The following is a 1,332-nucleotide window of genomic DNA, read 5'->3' as shown; positions in this document are numbered from 1 at the left end:
GTGAATGACACGACTTCGGCGGTACGCTTGAGCCCCGCTACATTGTCGGCGCGGAATCACTAGACCAGTGAGCTATTACGCACTCTTTCAAGGGTGGCTGCTTCTAAGCCAACCTCCTGGTTGTCTGTGCGACTCCACATCCTTTCCCACTTAGCGTACGCTTAGGGGCCTTAGTCGATGCTCTGGGCTGTTTCCCTCTCGACCATGGAGCTTATCCCCCACAGTCTCACTGCCGCGCTCTCACTTACCGGCATTCGGAGTTTGGCTAAGGTCAGTAACCCGGTAGGGCCCATCGCCTATCCAGTGCTCTACCTCCGGCAAGAAACACACGACGCTGCACCTAAATGCATTTCGGGGAGAACCAGCTATCACGGAGTTTGATTGGCCTTTCACCCCTAACCACAGGTCATCCCCCAGGTTTTCAACCCTGGTGGGTTCGGTCCTCCACGAAGTCTTACCTCCGCTTCAACCTGCCCATGGCTAGATCACTCCGCTTCGGGTCTTGAGCGTGCTACTAAAAACGCCCTATTCGGACTCGCTTTCGCTACGGCTACCCCACCCGGGTTAACCTCGCAACACACCGCAAACTCGCAGGCTCATTCTTCAAAAGGCACGCAGTCACGAGATGGAAGCAAGCTTCCATCCGACGCTCCCACGGCTTGTAGGCACACGGTTTCAGGTACTATTTCACTCCCCTCCCGGGGTACTTTTCACCATTCCCTCACGGTACTATCCGCTATCGGTCACCAGGGAATATTTAGGCTTAGCGGGTGGTCCCGCCAGATTCACACGGGATTTCTCGGGCCCCGTGCTACTTGGGTGTCTCTCAAGCAAGCCGCTGACATTTCGACTACGGGGGTCTTACCCTCTACGCCGGACCTTTCGCATGTCCTTCGTCTACATCAACGGTTTCTGACTCGCCTCACAGCCGGCAGACTGTGAAAGAGAGATCCCACAACCCCGCATGCGCAACCCCTGCCGGGTCTCACACGCATACGGTTTGGCCTCATCCAGTTTCGCTCGCCACTACTCCCGGAATCACGGTTGTTTTCTCTTCCTGCGGGTACTGAGATGTTTCACTTCCCCGCGTTCCCTCCACTTGCCCTATGTGTTCAGGCAAGGGTGACAGCCCATGACGACTGCCGGGTTTCCCCATTCGGAAACCCCCGGATCAAAGCCTGGTTGACGACTCCCCGGGGACTATCGTGGCCTCCCACGTCCTTCATCGGTTCCTGGTGCCAAGGCATCCACCGTGCGCCCTTAAAAACTTGGCCACAGATGCTCGCGTCCACTGTGCAGTTCTCAAACAACGACCAGCCACCCATCACCCCG

General features: G+C 56.9%; 1 rRNA gene (cut by a window edge). It reads right to left on the bottom strand.

The annotated features are described in order from the left end of the window. Positions 1 to 1,274: ribosomal RNA gene (locus tag ACH4C6_RS35885) — 23S ribosomal RNA — on the bottom strand; it reaches 1,924 nt to the left of the window's first position. Between the last annotated feature and the right edge of the window lie 58 nt (positions 1,275 to 1,332).

This window comes from Streptomyces sp. NPDC017943, assembly GCF_044328425.1.
GTDB classification, from domain to species: domain Bacteria; phylum Actinomycetota; class Actinomycetes; order Streptomycetales; family Streptomycetaceae; genus Streptomyces; species Streptomyces djakartensis_A.
The sequence above is the reverse complement of the archived record's forward strand: the minus strand, read 5'-3'. Positions and strand labels throughout refer to the sequence as shown.